This window comes from Microbulbifer sp. 2205BS26-8, from assembly GCF_030731025.1.
Classification (GTDB): Bacteria; Pseudomonadota; Gammaproteobacteria; order Pseudomonadales; family Cellvibrionaceae; genus Microbulbifer; species Microbulbifer spongiae.
In genome coordinates this window covers 1-363 of record NZ_JAVAMR010000211.1, presented here as the reverse complement: position 1 = coordinate 363, position 363 = coordinate 1, and the positions used below count along the sequence as shown (strand labels likewise).

The following is a 363-nucleotide window of genomic DNA, read 5'->3' as shown; positions in this document are numbered from 1 at the left end:
GGCAAGTGGTACAGCATTTACATGCGAGCTAATCGCTGGGCCAAGAAAGGGGTTTTAGACCATGTTTTTGGTGTTCTGCAAGATGCAGATGTCGTTAACATCCAAGTTGACACTATTTCACTCGATAGCACTGCGGTAAAAGTACGTCCAGATGGTACAGGAGCATTAAAAAAAACGGTCCACAATCCATTGGAAAATCAAGAGCCGGATGGACAACTAAAATTCACATGGTAGCTGCTGATGATAAAACGGCTGTAACCTTTGCACTCTCACCCGGTCAATCCGGGGATGCACCAGAAGGCCGAAGTCTTCTGGAAACCTTAGAAAACTGTGGGTGGGAAGGCGCTAAAGTTCTAATGGACA

Annotated in this window: 1 pseudogene; it reads left to right on the top strand. The window is 46.0% G+C overall.

From position 1 onward, the window contains the following. Positions 1 to 363: pseudogene (locus Q5Y71_RS17315) on the top strand (IS5/IS1182 family transposase); the annotation flags it as partial.